Origin of the sequence: Streptomyces sp. URMC 129, assembly GCF_051386415.1 — a bacterium.
Taxonomy (GTDB): Bacteria; Actinomycetota; Actinomycetes; order Streptomycetales; family Streptomycetaceae; genus Streptomyces.
This window is the reverse complement of the sequence record NZ_JBPQTQ010000033.1, coordinates 32,127-45,426: the sequence shown is the minus strand read 5'-3', so window position 1 is coordinate 45,426 and position 13,300 is coordinate 32,127. Positions and strand designations below refer to the sequence as shown.

Genomic DNA, 13,300 nt, shown 5'->3' with positions numbered 1-13,300 from the left:
TCAACACTCTTCCCCCCACTTCTTCACGGTGGGGAAAGTCCGGACATGATCAACCAAACTGTCCATGGGTGTCCGGCCGAGTCCACTGGCATCCAGACCGGTTGATGTCAGGACTGATGTCAGTCTCCGGCTGATGTGACACAACGTAATAATCGCACGTGAGGCCCCCGGAAACCGGGGGCCTCTTGCATGCCCGAAGAGGGGTGACATGGAACTGCCCGACATCAGCAGACCCTGGCGGCGGCACCCCTGGAGGGCCTGCCGCTCTGAGCCCACGGACCTCTTCTTCCCGCCGATCCCCGGCGAGCCGGTCACGGTCACGACCGCCAGAGCCAAGGCAGTCTGTGAGGGCTGCCCCGTCCTGGAGCAGTGCCGCAGGGACACGCTTGGGGAGCCGTATGGCATCTGGGGAGGGCGGGATGAGGAGGAGCGTCGTACGGCCCGCAGGCGCCTCGCGGGCCGCGTCTCGAAGGCGGACGCGGCGGAGCGTCTGGCCTGGGGCCGACTGGCCTATGAGTCCTATCAGATAGACCCGTCCTGGACCCGCACCCAGCATCGGCTGGGTCTGGGAGCATCCACGGCCAAGAAGCTGGCCGGAGAGTACGAGCAGACCCTGCCGACCGAAGAGGCGGAAGCTCCCCCGCCCGGCGGACCGAAGCTGCTCAAGCCCAATTGGCCACGGCGACGTGGCCAAAAACACGCCTGGGCTTTTTACCTCGGCCACATGAATGACGTCTTTCTCCTCGCCCAGGACGTGAGCGGGGAATTCTTCCGCGTGCAGATAGACACGAAGCGCTCTGGTGCGCAGCCGTGGATACCGGTGAGTGACCTCAGGATCTACAGCCCCCAGGTGCTGCCCGTGCAGCCGAGAAAGGAGAAGCACCGCTATGGCCAGCGGCGGCCCGCCGTATGAGGTGACGCACCTCAGCTACTCATCCCAGTCCACCTGGCTCAAGTGCGGTAAGAGCTACGAGCTCGGGAGAATCCAGGGGGTCAAGGGCCCCCCAGCCTGGTGGAACATCGGCGGCAACGCCGTGCACGCCACGCTGGAGACGTGGGATACCTGTATCGCACTTGGCGGACCACGGGATCCCAAGGGGAACTTGCACACTATGGATACAGCCGGCACTTTTCACTCAAAGCTGAATATCCAGATTGATGATGCGATACGGATAGAGCCCGATCGGTCAAAGTGGCGCGTCAAGCGCATGTCCAAGGAAGACGAATCCTGGTGGAGGGCCAATGGCCCCATCATGTGCCAGTCCTACATTGACTGGCGTCTCCGCTCTCCGAGCTGGGAGATATGGACCACGCCAGATGGCGAGCCCGCCATTGAGCTGGACGTCTCCGGCTATCTGCCGGGCTGTGACATGGAGATCAAGGCGTATCTGGACCGGGTCTTCCGTGACACGATCAACGATGTCCTGTGGATCGTGGATTTCAAGTCCGGCTCCGGGATGGCTACGGATCTCCAACTTGGCACCTACAGTGCTCTCTTGGTCCAGAAGTACGGTCCGGCTGCGGAAGCGGACCACGGGGCCACATTCCGGACTCGGGACAACACAGGGAGGCGAAACGGCAAGCCCCCCGGCCTCTACGCCCACCCGCAGTCACTCGCCAAGTGGACTCCGGCGCACGCCGGCCGGATCTACGGCCAGATGCGGAGCGCCGTGGTCGGCGGACTGTTCATCCCGAACACGGCCGATGAGGGCTGGTGCAGCGGCGTCTGCGATGTCAGACACGCCTGCTATGCAATGGGTGGAGCCGAGGCCGAGAGGTATGACCCGGACCACCCGAGACACAAGGCCCTTTTCCGATGATCCCGAGACGTGAGATCAAGGTACTCCTCCCCATACTGGAGGATCCGGACAACACGGAGAAGGACGCGGAGACCCTGGCGGAGGAGTTGATCCACGCCCTGGACGAGGAGCGAGGCAAGAGCAATCGTCTGGCGGTTATAGCCAATTACCGCTGGCAGATGGACGACAAGCCTACGCTCGCGGTCTTCGGTCCTTTCTCTACCCGTGGTCTCTCCGCCGCCAGGGCGGTCGGAGAACGCATGGCGGGTGGCCTTCAGGGCGGCTCGGGCAAATGGATGGCAGTGTCCTGCTATGCCACAGCCAAGGACGCCTGGGAGGCTATCAAACCCCCCAGCGAGCGGGATATCCGGATGCAGGAAATAACTGACCGGATACATCGCTTCCTCGCCTGGCAATCTCAGGCACCGCGCAGCCTCTTTGATCAGTGGTATGACTCCGGTCCGTCCTGTGCGTGCGGACGGCGAGATGCCGTCTGGTGCCTGGTGCACAAGAAGGCGGTCCACGGGCGAGGTGACGGACGTGGATAAAGCCACGCGCCTCCTCATGGAGGGCCTGGGCGCCACGATCATCGACACATACCCTAACAAGCGAGGCCCCCGGAAAACCGGGGGCCATTCTGTTTCCCCAAGGAGAACACAGCAGATGACCACTCCGCAGCAGGAAGTGTCCGACGAGGAGATGTGGGGTGGCGACGAGGCCGCCCCACCGGCAACTCAGGGCCACGCCAATCCCGCCTTCCAGCAGGCGCTGGCCAATGCGGCGGGCGTGACCTATCCGGAGCCCACGGCCAACCCGCACAACCACAAGCTGACGTGGTCTCCCAAGCTCCCAGACGGCTCCATGCTGGCCCTCCGTGCGGAGACCCCAGCGGAACTGCTGGAGCTGACAGAGGCTGTCGCGGCTGTCGCCCAGAATCTTCAGATGGCCTGGGAGAGGGCGAAGGTTTCCGCGTACGGCGTCCAGCGGGACATGCAGAAGTTCCAGCAGAGCGGCTTTGGCCAGCCTCAGCAGGCTCCCCAGCAGCCGAACGCGGGCTACCAGGGCCAGCCCGCCTGGCAGACGGCGGGAGCCCCGCAGGGCGCCTACCAGCAGCCCCCGCAGGGACAGCAGGGCGCGGGCGCGCCCGGCGCGAAGGTCGCGCCGCAGGGTTGGATGAAGCTGAACGTGCCCTTCCAGCAGAAGGATTCCTTCCTGGCTCAGGCGGCGGCCATGGGCCTGACGAAGGGCAACCCTGGTTACGGCCAGTTCGCCTTCTATTCCTCGCCGGCCAAGGGCTGGTACTGCGCCCCGGAGGCGGCGCAGGCGCTGGGGCAGTACAACCCCATCCCTGTGTAACGGACGGGAGTCCGAGTGCAGACCCTGTGGCGCTCGGTCGGACGGGGAGGGGTGTCTGCGGACCCCCTCCCCGCTCCGTTCCCGAGCTGGAGAAGAGAGGGCATCCGCCTTCACCGGGCATCTCTCTCAATGCTTTTCGGTGTCAGCGGTTCCTTCAAGACCATGATCGCGCTCAACGCGATGGTCAACATGAGAGTTCCGACGCTGGCTTTCAGCACGGACTCAGACCAGAACACCGTCATGGGCCGCCTCGCAGCCCTGGCCTCCGGCCAGCCGTACGAGATCACCCGGCAGTGGCGCAAGGACGACCCGCAGCGCATGCGCCAGGCCCTGGCCAGCACCGACTTCGTCAAGTGGGACTTCCTTCCGGGTCCGGACCTGAATCACATCTGGAATTCCTGCTACGCCTACGCCGAAGCGGAGGGCGTGTATCCGGAGCAGATCACGGTGGACATTCTCTCGGACGTCTGGCACAGCCAGGGCGACGGCGAATGGGGAATGCAGAAGGCAGTTCTGCGGGAGCTGAAGTCCCTTGCGAGGGAGACCGGGGCCCACGTCCTGGTGGTCACACATGCCACGGCAGACAAGGCCAAGGCGCCTTGCCCAAGGAAGGGCGATATCCAGGGAAAGTTGGACCTCCTCCCGGAGGTCATCGTTTCCTGCGGTGTGGATTGGGCCGGGGATCTGCACGTGACCTGCGTGAAGAACAGGCATGGCCGGAGTGATCCGAATGCCGACCGGCATTTCCGGATGGGCATAGACCCGGCAAGAGCCTGGGTGGGTGACTACGTGCCGAAGCCTCCGGCTTACGCCGGCGGGTATTACGAACAGGAGGAAGAAGACTGATGACAATGCGGATTGTGGGCTCCTGGCAGGAGCCAAGTGATTACGGATACCAGGCGCAGCGGACACTGATTCTGGCAAGTCGCGGCGACATGGGATGGTTGCGGGAGATCCTGCGGGCAGCGGCCGGGGGGTTCGCTTTTTCTCAGGACGGGGACCTTCGTTCGGCGGCCGCGAGGCTGGTCGGGGAAATGGGGTTCGAGTCGGGAGAGGAGGAAGAGTGAAGCGTATATACGTGTACTACGACGCTGGCTCAGGTGGGCCAGCGTCCGCCAGCGTGAGCGTGACTGACCTTCGACTGCCGAAGGAGATTGACAGGATCAGCCAGGCCATCAGCGTTGGCGGGCTACTTACCATTTCGGACTCCAACGGCATCCGCGTGGGTGTCCCCGCCTCAAGGATTTTCTGGGTAGAGGTGAAGAGCAAGTGAGCAAGGAGACATGGGCGAAGATCGCCCCCTGGATCATCGTGAGCAGCGCCCTTTGGGTGGTCATCGGCATAGCCACATGGCTGGGGTGGAGATGAGGTACCACAGATCCGTAACCGAGTACGGCCAGACAGCCTGGAGTGTGGTCTCCGATCGCATCCTTCAGGAGTGCATGGGTGAAGCCGCTCGCCTTGGCTGGCCGGTGGTTGAGTACGACACTCCGGATTGGCACGAGATAGCAGTTCAGCACGGCCCCACCGTGTTCCATTTCATCCCCGTGGAGGGGCGATGACCGGACCTGAGCACTACCTGGAGGGTGAGAGGCTCTTGCGTATGGCCAGAGATGCGGCCCCGTCGGATGCGGGCGTTCTTGCGGGGATGGCTCAAGCGCACTTCACCGCTGCCCTTGCCGCCGCCACGGCGCTAACGCCGATCGCGGCAGTGCCCGACACGCGCCAACTGGAAATCTCCACTTATGAGAGATGGCAGGAGGTGGCCGGATGAGCCCCGAGGACAGACCCATCCCGTACGAGCTGACGGAGAAGGCTCTGACCCTGGACGAGAGGTTCAGCTTCTCCAGGGAGGAGTGGGATGCGGTGAAGGTGCTCCTTGGTTCTATCGACCCTTCCTCCGCTGGGCCCCTTCAGGTCACGTTCTGGAGCGCTGAAAGTGAAGGGCGGGACGAATGAGGTGCTTCCTCGGGCTCCACAAGTGGGGTGCCTGGCTGCCCTTCTCGGACGACTCCGTCAATCCCAGGTCAGAATTCCGCACCTGTCTGCGATGCAGACATGGCGAAGTGAGGCCCATGTGAGGGTCCTGGTTACCGGGAGCAGGGACTGGCCTGCTCCAGAAGTGGTCTATATGGCCCTCTGGGAGCTTTCCGCAGGGGCGAGCAGGCCTTTGACCGTGGTCCATGGCGCATGCCCTACAGGGGCCGATTCTGCGGCTTCCCACTGGGCTCGGTACCACTCCACCATGGCGATTGAAGAGAAGCATCCGGCGGACTGGGAGAAGCATGGCAAGAAGGCCGGGCCCATCCGTAATCAGGAGATGGTCAACCTCGGGGCGGATGTCTGCTTCGCCTTCATCAAGGACAACAGCCAGGGTGCGTCTCACTGCGCTCAGCTCGCCCTGGCTGCGGGAATCGACACTCAGATATAGGGGATGTGAATGTTCGCTGAAGATGATGACGAATTCCAGCACTGGCTGGATGTGGCGTCGGCCATCGAGGAGGACGTGGATCACGCCATGGACAGTCTCCACTTCGTGGAGAGAGTGGTGACCCTCGCCAGACAGGAGAACCTGTCCCGAGGGATTGTCCTTGCGAGAGTGGTCCGCAGATCCTGCTGCCCCAAGCAGCATGCGGTCTTGTTCGCCATGATGTGGCCGCTGGAGGCGTGATGGGGCCGAAATTCACGAGGGACAACGTGAAGGCTGGGGATGAGCTTCTACTCATCGACCGGAACTCCAGGGGGGAACCGAGGAAGGTGGCCGTCGCCGGCGTCGGCCGGAAGCTGATCCGTATCGAGATGTATGGCCAGACGCGCTCATTCCGGATGAGCGACGGCATCGTGAACAACAAATACGGGCATAGCTGTCTGGAGTGGCCCGCAGTTCACGCGGAGAACAAGCGCAGAAGTGTGTTGCTGGATCGCCTCCGGCAGTTCGGGCTCGAATTCCGCTTCGGGTTTGGCACGCCCTCCGTCTCCAGGCTGGAGGCGCTGGTGAAGGTCATGGAGGCCGAGGACCCGCCCGGCGGAGGCGTGATGGAGGGCGCCAAATGGAAGATCGCCTGCGCCCTTCGGGTTTCGCAGTTCACTGCGGACCAGGCCGATGCCCTAGCCGATGAGCTATACGGCTCCGTCGCCCACGAGCTGGCGGAAAAGATCAGGGCAGACATCATCCCCGAGCTAGATGAGTACGGCACGCGAGAGCAACAAGCCGAGATCGACGGGCGGCGAAGCGCCGCCGATCTCATCGACCCGGAGGTGACCGAATGAGTTACGAAGAGACCACTGACGAGGAATTCCTGCGAGTGCTGCAAGGGGTCGTGGCGGAGCAGCCGGACAGGGTGTATGAGAGGCCAGGTCTCATGGAGTCCTGCCTTTACCTCCACGGCGATGAACCTGGGTGCTTGATCGGACATGTCCTTCTGCGTCTTGGTGTACACGCGGACAAGGTCCGCGCGCGTGAAGGGGACGCCGCCGGCGATGTCATGAGAGATCTCCTCCCCCTGGTCTCCCCGGATCTCAGGAGCGACATGGACTGTGTCCAGCAATGGCAGGACGGGGGGACGCCCTGGGGCCAGGCACTGGAGTGGATCCTTGGGGGTGAGGGATGAGCGGCGGGAGCTACAACTACCTGTACTGCCATGTCGGCGGCCTGGAGGCCCAGTCGGGAGACATCGAGGCCATGGCCAAACGGCTGGAGGAGATGGACTTCCCTGGTCGGCACATAGCCGCCGAGCACACAAGGCTCATCCTCTCCCTGTTCGCCGCCGCCGAGGCGCTTGGGCAGCGCCTCTCGGATGTCTGGCACGCCGTGGAGTGGCGCGACTCCGGAGACGTGGGGGATGACGAAGTCCGCCACGCGCTGGAGAAGTACAGGGATGAGGCGCGATGAGCGAGAGTTTCCGCCATGCGGCCTTCTCTTCGCCCGTGTGGGGAATGAAAGAGGCGCTGCGACAGCGGCAGATGCGTTACAGAGAGCTTGTCGGGGATCGCCCGGCCAGTAGTCGCGTGCGCGTCTTTCGCGACCGCTCCGGGCGCTGGTGCTATTCCCATGTCTGCCCTTCTGCCCATCCGGGCTGGTTCGCATGGAACTTCGCAGCGAGTTGGCGAGAGACACTTTTCCTCGCCTGCGAACACGCCAAGGAGTGTCACTGATGAGCGAGGAACTCCCCACGGTCATCCACGTGACCCGTGGGGAGCTGATCCAGCAGCGTGCCGAGCTGATCGCCCGGACGGGCATGGACGAGGAAACTCTCCGCTCTCGTGCCGAAAGCTGGCAGCTTTACCCGGAGCACTTGATGATCTGGGACACAATCGAGGGTATCGACTACCTCTTGGGGGACGAGTGAGCAAAGAGAACGCCCGCCCGGAGCCGACCGCGATGGAGTTGGCCCCCCTGATATATGCGGACTGGGTGGAGGAGCAGTCACCCTGGCGCGATGAACAGCTCTTTTGGCTCCGCAGGAGATTCCTCGCCCAGCAGCTGTCCCACGGATGCCCCCCCGACGTGCCGGAAACCTTCCGTGGCCCCCGCTGGGGGCGGGCATGAGCACCAAGAGCAAGGCGAAGGGAACTGCCGCCGAAAGAGAGGTCGTCCGATACCTCCAGCAGTGGTGGCCGGCGGCGGAGCGCCGGGCCCTGTCCGGCAACAAGGACCGTGGCGATGTGGCCGGGATCCCCGGCCTTGTCGTGGAGGTCAAGGCGGCAGCGGCGCAGCAGATAGCTGCCTGGCAGCGTGAGACTGAGATTGAGAGGCAGAACGCGGGCGCGGACCGCTGCATCCTGGTGGTCAAGCGTCCGTACAAGTCCACTGCCCAGTGGGACGCCTACATTCCGGTCTCCCGCCTGGCGGGCGGGCTGGATTGGGAGATGCATGACGCGAAGGGCGGTGGTCCATCGTGGGTACGCATGGATCTGGCTCTGGCCGTGGCGATAGTCCGCGCTCTGCCCCTGTAATCCCTCTTGGTCCCGTACTTGAACACTATGGAGTAGAACTCCGGGGCTCACGCTGGGGTGAGCAGATGACCTGCTGCCCCATCCATGGAGAAAGGCGCCCTTCCATGCGTGTGAACGTGAAGAAGGGCGTCTTCTTCTGTCATAGCTGCGAAGCCAAAGGCTCCGCAATCCATCTCATCATGGCAATGGAGAGCTGCTCACGTGAAGACGCTCTCAGCAGAGCAGAGACAATTCTTGGAGACCTCGGTCTCCAGGTACCAGACCGCACTCGCGGCCGATACCAGCGCCCAGGAGTATCTGAAGGGGAGGGGGATAGGTCCGGCCGTGGCCGCCCAGTTCAGGCTGGGCGTCGTTACGTCCCCCCTGGCAGGGCATGAGGGGTACCAGGGGCGTTTGGCCATCCCATACCTCACGCCCTCCGGGCCGGTGAGTTTCAACTTCCGCTGCACGCGGCCCCACGACTGCAAGGAGGCGGGCTGCAAGAAGTACCTGAAGCCCGCCGGGGAAGAAGGCCATCTCTACAACGTGGCCGCCCTCAAGGCGGACAGTGATTTCGCTGTGGTCACCGAGGGCGAGATAGACGCCATTTCGTGGACTATGGCCGGAGTTCCCGCTGTCAGTCTCGCCGGGGTTAAGGCATGGAAAACCTACTACAAGTTCTGCCTTGACGACTTCCCGGTTATCTACGTCGCCGCCGACGCGGACAAGGCGGGTGACACGCTTGTTGCCTTTCTGGCCAAGGAGATCAACGCCAGACCGATCCACTACCCGGAAGGAATGGACGCGAATGACATCTGGAGAACTGGAGGGGCAGGAGCCCTCCGAGCCCTCATCCCCGGCTGAGGAGCTGCGCTCTGCGGCTGGGATCCTGACCGCCTCGGGCGGCGGGAGCCGCACTGGATTCCGGGGCGCACTGGCCGATCTACTGGAAGGCTATGCGGAGCTTATAGACGAAGAGGTCCAGGAGCACGAAATGGTCGTCGCGGGAGATCACTGGGAGTGCTCGGACGAGTGCCGTTCCTGCCTCATGGAGGGCCTTTTTCTCGCCCTCGCCCGAGCCGTCAACGGAACCACCGATGACTGATTTCGACGTTGCCGCCACGAAGGCGGCCCTGGCTTCGGCGGGTATTGAACTTCACCGGTTCACACGTGCTGATGGAAGTGTGGACTGGGGTTTCGACCGGGCCGGGCTGGAGCGGATGCAAGTCCTCCTCCGCCTGGCGGGCGAGAACGACCGGGCCGACATTATCGGCCGACTCCTGAACAACGGAACCCTGGAGGACTGATGGAGAACGAACCGACACAGACGCCCACCGAGATCACCGCCGAGCAGCTTGTCACGCTGGCCGTGAAGCTCCTCAGGGAGGAGTGGGACGACATGTCCTGGCTGGACTTTCAGAGATGGCTCCAGGCCCGCTTGGACAACGCTTGGAGCATGTGATGAGCATCCGATTCGAGAACCCGCCGACGGGACAGAGAAAGAAGCCGGGCGTCAGGAGCATCTACATGGATGCAGCTCGGGAGCTGCGTCAGAGAAGGGGCGAGTGGGCCATCATCACCACCGCTTCCACCCTGGCTGACGCCAGGGTCAGGGCGTCCTACCTGAAGCGGGAATCTCCCGCTTTTCTTCCAAGGGAGGAGTGGGAGCTGAAGGCGGCCACGAACCATGAGGGCGAGCACTGCGTGTACGCCCGCTACATCGGGGGCGAGGAGAAGTGAGTGCGAGAGACAGTCTGATCTTCCTGTCCGGACTCAACGACCAGTCAACCCGGGGAATCTCTTTCCTCAAGCAACTGGACGCCTATCGCGCCGAAGTGCTGCGGGAGGCGGCTGAGGCTGTGCTCGCCCTGCGCTACGACGATCAGGTCGAGAACGACACCGATATCGGCAGCATCCGTGAGGCGTGGGACCTCGGCACGATCCACGGGATGGAGCTGCTGCGCCGCACGGCCGACGCCGCCGAGGCGGGTGAGGGCCGGTGAGCTTCAAGTGGGGGGACCCGATGGAAGAAGCGTACGCCGAGCGCATTATGGCTCTTGAGGACCAGATCTCCAGCGTCTACCGGGAGAGGGCTCACCTGGTGGCGCTCCTGGCCGCTCTCAGCAAGGGAGCAGTCCTCGTCATGCCCGAGGAGGACTCCATAGACTGGTGGCCCATCCTCTATATGACTATCGGCGGCAAGCAGGCGAGCTGGCACATAGCCCCTGACGACCTTCCTCTCTTCGACGGCATCCCTAGGTACCCGGCAGGCCATGTGACCTGGGACGGCCACACGACCGAGGAGAAGTACCAAAACATCCATCGCGTTACGCGAATGCTTCTGGGGCTGTCTGATGACTGAGCACCTGTGTCCCGCGCCGGAGCGCCCATGACGTGCGCCTGCGACAAGCGGTCTTACGTCTCCAAAAGGGAGGCCAAGGCGATGCTCCGGCACATCAAGGCCAGCGGCCTGCCGAACCGGCGCGAGCAGCGCGTCTATCGCTGCCCCGCCGGAGGTGGCTGGCACCTGACCAGCTCGCCCACGCCCGGTGTAGTCATGGATATGGAATAGATGAGGGGACTCCAGTGAGGTGGAGGTTCTGGAGGAAGAAGAGACGGGCTCATGCGAGCCCGTCTCTTCGTTTGCTGCTGGTCGAACGCGACCGGCTGCGACGAGAGGTCGCGTATCTCAACAAGGAACTCAGGGAGGCCGTACGGGGATGTGAAGAGGCGTGGAATGAGGTGGAGTTCCAGAAGCTACAGGTCGCCCAACTCAGAAATTCCCAGTCCTATCACGTGCCTGCACCCGCATGGCGCGATGCCCCAATGACGAAGGCGGACGCCTCCGAACTATGGTTCCCGCCCAGGGGGAACGTCATACCACTGCATCGCTCGCCCATGGCCTTCGCTGGGAGGCGGGAGTGAGCTACGAAATCGTCCAGAGTGTGGAGATAGATGGCGGCTCTGTTGAGCCGGCCGGGAGAAGGGGAGCGATGTCTGACCTGACCATGAAGCCCGGGAGGAGTGAGGTCACGTTCCTCATCCAGGATGAGGACACGGAGACCAAGATCGTCCTCTCTGTGGAGGACGGCAAGGAAGCTCTGCTGCGGAAGCTGCACAGGGTCGGTATGCTGGCGGATCCTGGATCGGAGACGGCAGTCAAGGCCGCGACGCTTGGAGCCGTTGCCCCAGGAGACTTCCGTTCGCCTCCGCCCCAGACGGGCAACGGCTGGGCAGTCTTTGCCCAGCCGGAGCTGCCGGACCGCCTGGCTGGCGAGGTCGAGCTGATCGACCCTGAGGAGGTGGGCGATGAGTGACATAGACGCCAAGGTCAACGCCTGGCTCCTGAAGAAGTATCGGGCGGAAGCGCGATCGCGCGGATGGCAAGCGCACCTTGCGGCCTGTCCGACCACGGTCGTCAAGGTGGCGGACATGGGATGGGAGTGCGACTGCTACTCGGATTACACCCGGGATGACCGCTTCACCTTCACGGCTAAGCTTCGCTGCGAGCACGGCGAAGAGGCCGGGTGGTCGTATGGCTCCTGGAGCAACCTGCCGGACTTCATAGACGAACTGGGCAGCTACGCTGACTCGGACTGCCCCTACCGGGAGGATGACGAGTGAGCGCGAGGGATGACCTGCTTGACTGGCTGGAGTCCCATCCGGATTTTCTAGAGCATCACGCAACCATGGAAGAGGTGGCGGATGACATCTTGAACCGCCACGCCCACGAGCTGGCGGAGGAGATCAGAGATTACCACTTCTCCCCAGATGGTGAGGGTCCGTGTTGCGAAGACGCCCGAGGGGCATTCGACGCTGTCGATCTGATTGACCCGGAGGCGGGGTGACAGCCAGGGCATGCCACTACGCCCGGATGGGCCAGGAACTGCATGACACGGTCGGGTGTGACCCCCTTGGTCACCGGATAGTCCTGGCCCTCCTGAAGTGGTGGGACATCAGGACCGTAGGGGACCTGCGGACCGAACTGGAGATCGACCACCGCTTCATCCTGAGGACCAGGAACCTGGGGCTGGCCGCCGACAGGCGCGTGAAGGAGTCCCTGGGCCTGTCCGAAGAAGCGAAGCCCTGAGCCTCACTGCCTCAGGACATCACACAACAAAATCCCCCCGCCTTCCGGCGGGGGGATTTTCTGTGTTTCAGGCTCCGAGAAGCTGCCAGAGGCTGACCCCGCCGGACGTGCCGGCGGCCACGGTGAATCCGGCAACCATCAGGATTTTCTTCTCCAGGGCGGTGACCCTGGCCTTGAGGTCAGAGATCTCCCGCTCGGCATTGTCTGTGCGCTGAAGGGCCCCATCCAGCATCCCCTTGACGGTGGCGAAGCCGGTGTTGACCTCGCCCTTCAGTTCGGCCAGGGCAATCGCCACCCCGAATTCAGTCTCACCCATGACTTCTTGCCGCCCACCAGATGTTCTCGTCCTCAGCAAACCTGTTCATCTCTGCTCCTACAGGGCTAGCGCCACGGCGCTGACAGTCACGCCCTCGGCAATGGCGGTGACGTTGATCCGCATGGCGGACACGGGCATATCCACGATTCGATGAGCCCTGACGTTGGCCGTCAGGGACAGATTCGGGGGAACCGGAGTAACGGCGAAGAAGGTCTCGCCATCGATACTGAACTCCGGCTGAATGGTGGCCGTGCCGCCAGACCAGGTGATCTGGAGGACATAGCAGCGGCTCTCCGGCATGACAACCGGGGCCGTCTGCCCCACGGTGGTCACGTCAGTGGCCAGGGGAATGGCGGGCATTTCCTAGTCCCTCAATCCTGGTGGTCTCAGGCGCTCCAGAGCGCCTGCTGTGGCCCGGTCCAGAACTCCTGTGACCGGGAGGTTCAGAAGCCTTTGAATGCCCCGCAGGGACGCTTTCGTGGCGTCGTCCAGCTCTCCTGTCTCCGCCACTCCAAGGGCCCTCTGGGCCGTCTTCACGGCCTCTCTTTCAGCCTCTGTGACGGGTCTCAGGATGTGCTCCCGGGGCATCCAGTCGGTCATTACTCCTCCGGGTCATCCCAGATGATCCGAGTCGCCCCACCGTGGCCGTGCACGATCTCAGCATCTTCGATGCGATCCCAGTGGACCGTGCTGGGCCAGGGGCCCCGCCAGCGAACAGAGGCCGTCCCGTCCGGCCATCGCACGCCATCGGCCACTCTGCCCGTGCCGGACACTCCGGTGACATCTATCAGCCGCTGAAGGTGG

The 13,300-nt window shown here is 63.4% G+C and carries 27 protein-coding genes and 1 pseudogene; 25 read left to right on the top strand and 3 right to left on the bottom strand.

The window, feature by feature from the left end; all coding sequences use genetic code 11:
- The first annotated feature begins 208 nt into the window (after nt 1-208).
- The 25 genes and pseudogenes from ACSNOC_RS09885 to ACSNOC_RS09765 all read left to right on the top strand — a co-directional run bounded on the left by ACSNOC_RS09885 (nt 209) and on the right by ACSNOC_RS09765 (nt 12,180).
- On the top strand, nt 209-913 hold the full coding sequence (locus tag ACSNOC_RS09885; RefSeq protein WP_436746933.1) for a WhiB family transcriptional regulator: 705 nt from the start codon (nt 209-211) through the stop codon (nt 911-913).
- Nucleotides 888-1,820, top strand: coding sequence for a PD-(D/E)XK nuclease family protein (locus tag ACSNOC_RS09880; RefSeq protein WP_436746932.1), 933 nt, complete (start codon nt 888-890; stop codon nt 1,818-1,820). The genes ACSNOC_RS09885 and ACSNOC_RS09880 overlap by 26 nt, the downstream gene beginning before the upstream one ends.
- Nucleotides 1,817-2,347: a hypothetical protein gene (locus ACSNOC_RS09875; protein ID WP_436746931.1), complete on the top strand. Its 531-nt coding sequence runs from the start codon at nt 1,817-1,819 to the stop codon at nt 2,345-2,347. The genes ACSNOC_RS09880 and ACSNOC_RS09875 overlap by 4 nt, the downstream gene beginning before the upstream one ends.
- Before the next feature lie 115 nt (nt 2,348-2,462).
- The gene (locus tag ACSNOC_RS09870) at nt 2,463-3,155 is read left to right on the top strand and encodes a hypothetical protein (protein ID WP_436746930.1); all 693 of its coding nucleotides are present in this window, start codon (nt 2,463-2,465) and stop codon (nt 3,153-3,155) included.
- Between the two features lie 15 nt (nt 3,156-3,170).
- On the top strand, nt 3,171-4,001 hold the full coding sequence (locus ACSNOC_RS09865) for an AAA family ATPase (RefSeq protein WP_436746929.1): 831 nt from the start codon (nt 3,171-3,173) through the stop codon (nt 3,999-4,001).
- 924 nt (nt 4,002-4,925) lie between these two features.
- The gene (locus ACSNOC_RS09860) at nt 4,926-5,114 is read left to right on the top strand and encodes a hypothetical protein (RefSeq protein WP_436746928.1); all 189 of its coding nucleotides are present in this window, start codon (nt 4,926-4,928) and stop codon (nt 5,112-5,114) included.
- A 91-nt stretch (nt 5,115-5,205) separates the two neighbouring features.
- Complete coding sequence (locus tag ACSNOC_RS09855; protein WP_436746927.1) at nt 5,206-5,586, top strand: SLOG family protein; 381 nt, start codon at nt 5,206-5,208, stop codon at nt 5,584-5,586.
- A 9-nt stretch (nt 5,587-5,595) separates the two neighbouring features.
- A complete protein-coding gene (locus ACSNOC_RS09850) occupies nt 5,596-5,826 on the top strand; it encodes a hypothetical protein (protein WP_436746926.1) in 231 nt (76 codons plus the stop codon).
- The gene (locus ACSNOC_RS09845; protein ID WP_436746925.1) at nt 5,826-6,425 is read left to right on the top strand and encodes a beta barrel domain-containing protein; all 600 of its coding nucleotides are present in this window, start codon (nt 5,826-5,828) and stop codon (nt 6,423-6,425) included. The genes ACSNOC_RS09850 and ACSNOC_RS09845 overlap by 1 nt, the downstream gene beginning before the upstream one ends.
- The gene (locus ACSNOC_RS09840; protein ID WP_436746924.1) at nt 6,422-6,766 is read left to right on the top strand and encodes a hypothetical protein; all 345 of its coding nucleotides are present in this window, start codon (nt 6,422-6,424) and stop codon (nt 6,764-6,766) included. The genes ACSNOC_RS09845 and ACSNOC_RS09840 overlap by 4 nt, the downstream gene beginning before the upstream one ends.
- Nucleotides 6,763-7,047 carry a hypothetical protein gene (locus tag ACSNOC_RS09835; RefSeq protein ID WP_436746923.1) on the top strand — a complete coding sequence of 95 codons (285 nt, stop codon included), beginning with the start codon at nt 6,763-6,765 and terminating at the stop codon, nt 7,045-7,047. Before ACSNOC_RS09840 ends, ACSNOC_RS09835 begins: the two co-directional genes overlap by 4 nt.
- Complete coding sequence (locus tag ACSNOC_RS09830) at nt 7,044-7,310, top strand: hypothetical protein (RefSeq protein ID WP_436746922.1); 267 nt, start codon at nt 7,044-7,046, stop codon at nt 7,308-7,310. The genes ACSNOC_RS09835 and ACSNOC_RS09830 overlap by 4 nt, the downstream gene beginning before the upstream one ends.
- The gene (locus ACSNOC_RS09825) at nt 7,310-7,504 is read left to right on the top strand and encodes a hypothetical protein (protein ID WP_436746921.1); all 195 of its coding nucleotides are present in this window, start codon (nt 7,310-7,312) and stop codon (nt 7,502-7,504) included. Before ACSNOC_RS09830 ends, ACSNOC_RS09825 begins: the two co-directional genes overlap by 1 nt.
- A gap of 196 nt (nt 7,505-7,700) precedes the next feature.
- On the top strand, nt 7,701-8,111 hold the full coding sequence (locus ACSNOC_RS09820) for a hypothetical protein (RefSeq protein ID WP_436746920.1): 411 nt from the start codon (nt 7,701-7,703) through the stop codon (nt 8,109-8,111).
- A gap of 65 nt (nt 8,112-8,176) precedes the next feature.
- A pseudogene (locus ACSNOC_RS09815) lies at nt 8,177-8,275 on the top strand (CHC2 zinc finger domain-containing protein); the annotation flags it as partial.
- Nucleotides 8,276-8,312: 37 nt separating this feature from the next.
- Nucleotides 8,313-8,954 (top strand): toprim domain-containing protein, encoded by a 642-nt coding sequence (locus tag ACSNOC_RS09810; RefSeq protein ID WP_436746919.1) that lies wholly within the window; start codon nt 8,313-8,315, stop codon nt 8,952-8,954.
- A 233-nt stretch (nt 8,955-9,187) separates the two neighbouring features.
- Nucleotides 9,188-9,397, top strand: coding sequence for a hypothetical protein (locus tag ACSNOC_RS09805; protein WP_436746918.1), 210 nt, complete (start codon nt 9,188-9,190; stop codon nt 9,395-9,397).
- Nucleotides 9,397-9,552 carry a hypothetical protein gene (locus ACSNOC_RS09800; protein ID WP_436746917.1) on the top strand — a complete coding sequence of 52 codons (156 nt, stop codon included), beginning with the start codon at nt 9,397-9,399 and terminating at the stop codon, nt 9,550-9,552. The genes ACSNOC_RS09805 and ACSNOC_RS09800 overlap by 1 nt, the downstream gene beginning before the upstream one ends.
- On the top strand, nt 9,552-9,830 hold the full coding sequence (locus ACSNOC_RS09795; RefSeq protein WP_436746916.1) for a hypothetical protein: 279 nt from the start codon (nt 9,552-9,554) through the stop codon (nt 9,828-9,830). Before ACSNOC_RS09800 ends, ACSNOC_RS09795 begins: the two co-directional genes overlap by 1 nt.
- The gene (locus tag ACSNOC_RS09790; protein ID WP_436746915.1) at nt 9,827-10,093 is read left to right on the top strand and encodes a hypothetical protein; all 267 of its coding nucleotides are present in this window, start codon (nt 9,827-9,829) and stop codon (nt 10,091-10,093) included. Before ACSNOC_RS09795 ends, ACSNOC_RS09790 begins: the two co-directional genes overlap by 4 nt.
- The gene (locus ACSNOC_RS09785; protein ID WP_436746914.1) at nt 10,090-10,452 is read left to right on the top strand and encodes a hypothetical protein; all 363 of its coding nucleotides are present in this window, start codon (nt 10,090-10,092) and stop codon (nt 10,450-10,452) included. The genes ACSNOC_RS09790 and ACSNOC_RS09785 overlap by 4 nt, the downstream gene beginning before the upstream one ends.
- Nucleotides 10,453-11,011: 559 nt before the next feature.
- On the top strand, nt 11,012-11,407 hold the full coding sequence (locus tag ACSNOC_RS09780; RefSeq protein ID WP_436746913.1) for a hypothetical protein: 396 nt from the start codon (nt 11,012-11,014) through the stop codon (nt 11,405-11,407).
- Nucleotides 11,400-11,714, top strand: a complete 315-nt coding sequence (locus ACSNOC_RS09775; protein ID WP_436746912.1) for a hypothetical protein — start codon at nt 11,400-11,402, stop codon at nt 11,712-11,714. The genes ACSNOC_RS09780 and ACSNOC_RS09775 overlap by 8 nt, the downstream gene beginning before the upstream one ends.
- Nucleotides 11,711-11,938 (top strand): hypothetical protein, encoded by a 228-nt coding sequence (locus ACSNOC_RS09770; RefSeq protein WP_436746911.1) that lies wholly within the window; start codon nt 11,711-11,713, stop codon nt 11,936-11,938. The genes ACSNOC_RS09775 and ACSNOC_RS09770 overlap by 4 nt, the downstream gene beginning before the upstream one ends.
- Nucleotides 11,935-12,180: a hypothetical protein gene (locus ACSNOC_RS09765; protein WP_436746910.1), complete on the top strand. Its 246-nt coding sequence runs from the start codon at nt 11,935-11,937 to the stop codon at nt 12,178-12,180. Before ACSNOC_RS09770 ends, ACSNOC_RS09765 begins: the two co-directional genes overlap by 4 nt.
- A gap of 67 nt (nt 12,181-12,247) precedes the next feature.
- On the opposite strand, the gene ACSNOC_RS09760 is transcribed toward ACSNOC_RS09765, so the two are convergent.
- From ACSNOC_RS09760 to ACSNOC_RS09750, 3 genes are read right to left on the bottom strand one after another with little or no spacing between them, the layout of a single operon-like run.
- Nucleotides 12,248-12,496 carry a hypothetical protein gene (locus ACSNOC_RS09760; protein ID WP_436746909.1) on the bottom strand — a complete coding sequence of 83 codons (249 nt, stop codon included), beginning with the start codon at nt 12,494-12,496 and terminating at the stop codon, nt 12,248-12,250.
- A gap of 57 nt (nt 12,497-12,553) precedes the next feature.
- Entirely contained in the window at nt 12,554-12,856 is a 303-nt protein-coding gene (locus ACSNOC_RS09755) for a hypothetical protein (RefSeq protein WP_436746908.1), read from the bottom strand.
- Nucleotides 12,857-12,859: 3 nt separating this feature from the next.
- Nucleotides 12,860-13,096: a peptidoglycan-binding domain-containing protein gene (locus tag ACSNOC_RS09750; protein WP_436746907.1), complete on the bottom strand. Its 237-nt coding sequence runs from the start codon at nt 13,094-13,096 to the stop codon at nt 12,860-12,862.
- Between the last annotated feature and the right edge of the window lie 204 nt (nt 13,097-13,300).

Coding starts and splice junctions, on each gene's coding strand:
- ACSNOC_RS09885 (WP_436746933.1), top strand. CDS start 209: ATGGAACTGCCCGACATCAGCAGACCCTGGCGGCGGCACCCCTGGAGG.
- ACSNOC_RS09880 (WP_436746932.1), top strand. CDS start 888: ATGGCCAGCGGCGGCCCGCCGTATGAGGTGACGCACCTCAGCTACTCA.
- ACSNOC_RS09875 (WP_436746931.1), top strand. CDS start 1,817: ATGATCCCGAGACGTGAGATCAAGGTACTCCTCCCCATACTGGAGGAT.
- ACSNOC_RS09870 (WP_436746930.1), top strand. CDS start 2,463: ATGACCACTCCGCAGCAGGAAGTGTCCGACGAGGAGATGTGGGGTGGC.
- ACSNOC_RS09860 (WP_436746928.1), top strand. CDS start 4,926: ATGAGCCCCGAGGACAGACCCATCCCGTACGAGCTGACGGAGAAGGCT.
- ACSNOC_RS09855 (WP_436746927.1), top strand. CDS start 5,206: ATGCAGACATGGCGAAGTGAGGCCCATGTGAGGGTCCTGGTTACCGGG.
- ACSNOC_RS09850 (WP_436746926.1), top strand. CDS start 5,596: ATGTTCGCTGAAGATGATGACGAATTCCAGCACTGGCTGGATGTGGCG.
- ACSNOC_RS09845 (WP_436746925.1), top strand. CDS start 5,826: ATGGGGCCGAAATTCACGAGGGACAACGTGAAGGCTGGGGATGAGCTT.
- ACSNOC_RS09840 (WP_436746924.1), top strand. CDS start 6,422: ATGAGTTACGAAGAGACCACTGACGAGGAATTCCTGCGAGTGCTGCAA.
- ACSNOC_RS09835 (WP_436746923.1), top strand. CDS start 6,763: ATGAGCGGCGGGAGCTACAACTACCTGTACTGCCATGTCGGCGGCCTG.
- ACSNOC_RS09830 (WP_436746922.1), top strand. CDS start 7,044: ATGAGCGAGAGTTTCCGCCATGCGGCCTTCTCTTCGCCCGTGTGGGGA.
- ACSNOC_RS09825 (WP_436746921.1), top strand. CDS start 7,310: ATGAGCGAGGAACTCCCCACGGTCATCCACGTGACCCGTGGGGAGCTG.
- ACSNOC_RS09820 (WP_436746920.1), top strand. CDS start 7,701: ATGAGCACCAAGAGCAAGGCGAAGGGAACTGCCGCCGAAAGAGAGGTC.
- ACSNOC_RS09805 (WP_436746918.1), top strand. CDS start 9,188: ATGACTGATTTCGACGTTGCCGCCACGAAGGCGGCCCTGGCTTCGGCG.
- ACSNOC_RS09800 (WP_436746917.1), top strand. CDS start 9,397: ATGGAGAACGAACCGACACAGACGCCCACCGAGATCACCGCCGAGCAG.
- ACSNOC_RS09795 (WP_436746916.1), top strand. CDS start 9,552: ATGAGCATCCGATTCGAGAACCCGCCGACGGGACAGAGAAAGAAGCCG.
- ACSNOC_RS09775 (WP_436746912.1), top strand. CDS start 11,400: ATGAGTGACATAGACGCCAAGGTCAACGCCTGGCTCCTGAAGAAGTAT.
- ACSNOC_RS09760 (WP_436746909.1), bottom strand. CDS start 12,496: ATGGGTGAGACTGAATTCGGGGTGGCGATTGCCCTGGCCGAACTGAAG.
- ACSNOC_RS09755 (WP_436746908.1), bottom strand. CDS start 12,856: ATGCCCGCCATTCCCCTGGCCACTGACGTGACCACCGTGGGGCAGACG.
- ACSNOC_RS09750 (WP_436746907.1), bottom strand. CDS start 13,096: ATGACCGACTGGATGCCCCGGGAGCACATCCTGAGACCCGTCACAGAG.